A 1,369-nucleotide genomic window follows, 5' to 3' on the forward strand; every position below is an offset into this window, starting at 1 on the left:
GTCAGTCAGGCGATCGAGCAGTCAGTCAGGCGATCGAGCAGTCAGTCAGGCGATCGAGCAGTCAGTCAGGCGATCGAGCAGTCAGTCAGGCGATCGAACCGATGTTCTCGATCAAACCGATGTAGGTGATCGAACCAATGTAGGTAGCATCAGCGTTAGCGAGGAAATATAAAGAAACTCTTCAAGTTTCTTACTTTAAGATCGAGAGATAGTAGAAAGTGTAGTCAAGGACATCAGCAATCGGTGAAGTTGGCCCTTCCCGATCGACTAAAACAAGTCTGGTGTGTAGATAAGCGGACATTTTTGATGACAGGCGCACTCTAAACACAGGCGGTATCTTAGGCTCTCGTTTTCATGAGAAAGCCTGCATTTACAAGGTTAGTTCTATTGCCTGTTTTGTTCTTTCACACTCAGCGCAGAGCATCCGCAAACCATGACATCCAAAGTTTTAGGCATAGACATCAGTAAAAAAGACTTTCATGTCGTTTTACTGAAAGAAAGTGGTGGCACCAGACTCAAAAAATTCACCAATAATAGCGCAGGTTTTGAGAGTTTACATTCTTGGCTCAAACAACTTGGTGTTGAGGAAGTTCATGCTTGCATGGAAGCCACCAGCATCTATGGAGAAGCCTTGGCAGAATTTCTCTACCAAGCCGGATATCAGGTCAGTATAGTCAATCCAGCTCGGATTAAAGGGTTTGCTAAAAGCGAACTCCTGCGTACCAAAACAGACTCCGTAGATGCAGCACTGATTGCCCGTTTTTGTGCGGCTGTTAAACCCTCATTCTGGACGCCTACGGCACCAGAAGTTAAAGAATTACAAGCCCTGTTGCGACGACTAGATTCCTTAATGGAAATGTTTACTGCCGAACAAAACCGTCTGGAAACAGCCACAGCAACTGTTGCTTCCCTTACCCAGGAACATTTGGAGTACCTCAAACAACAACAAGCACAGATAAAACAATTAATTAGCGACCATTTTGACCGACATCCGCATTTGAAACAGCAGCGCGACCTTTTAACATCAATTCCCGGAATTGGAGATGTGACAGCTTCTGTATTTTTAGCTGAAATTGGTCGGATTGAGGATTATAAGAACGCCCGTCAGTTAGCTGCTCATGCAGGTTTAACTCCCTGTGAACGCAGTTCAGGAACGAGTGTTCGTGGCAAAACACGTTTATCTTGCACGGGCAATGTCCGACTGCGAAAAGCATTGTATATGCCGGCGGTAGTGGCAATGCGTCACAATCCGTTACTCAAAGCTATGAGCGAGAGATTATTGGGTCGTGTCCAGGTCAAAATGCAGGTGATTGGTGCTTTGATGCGGAAATTGGTGCATTTGGCTTTTGGTATTTTAAAGTCCCAAAAG

General features: G+C 45.4%; 1 protein-coding gene. It reads left to right on the forward strand.

Features of this window, described 5'->3' with window-relative positions:
* Nucleotides 1-433 precede the first annotated feature (433 nt).
* A partial coding sequence (locus QT990_RS35710) for a transposase (protein ID WP_333466406.1) occupies nucleotides 434-1,369 on the forward strand: 936 nt, incomplete at its 3' end.

The sequence above is a fragment of the Microcoleus sp. T3_B1 genome (assembly GCF_036700445.1).
Taxonomy (GTDB): Bacteria; Cyanobacteriota; Cyanobacteriia; order Cyanobacteriales; family Microcoleaceae; genus Microcoleus.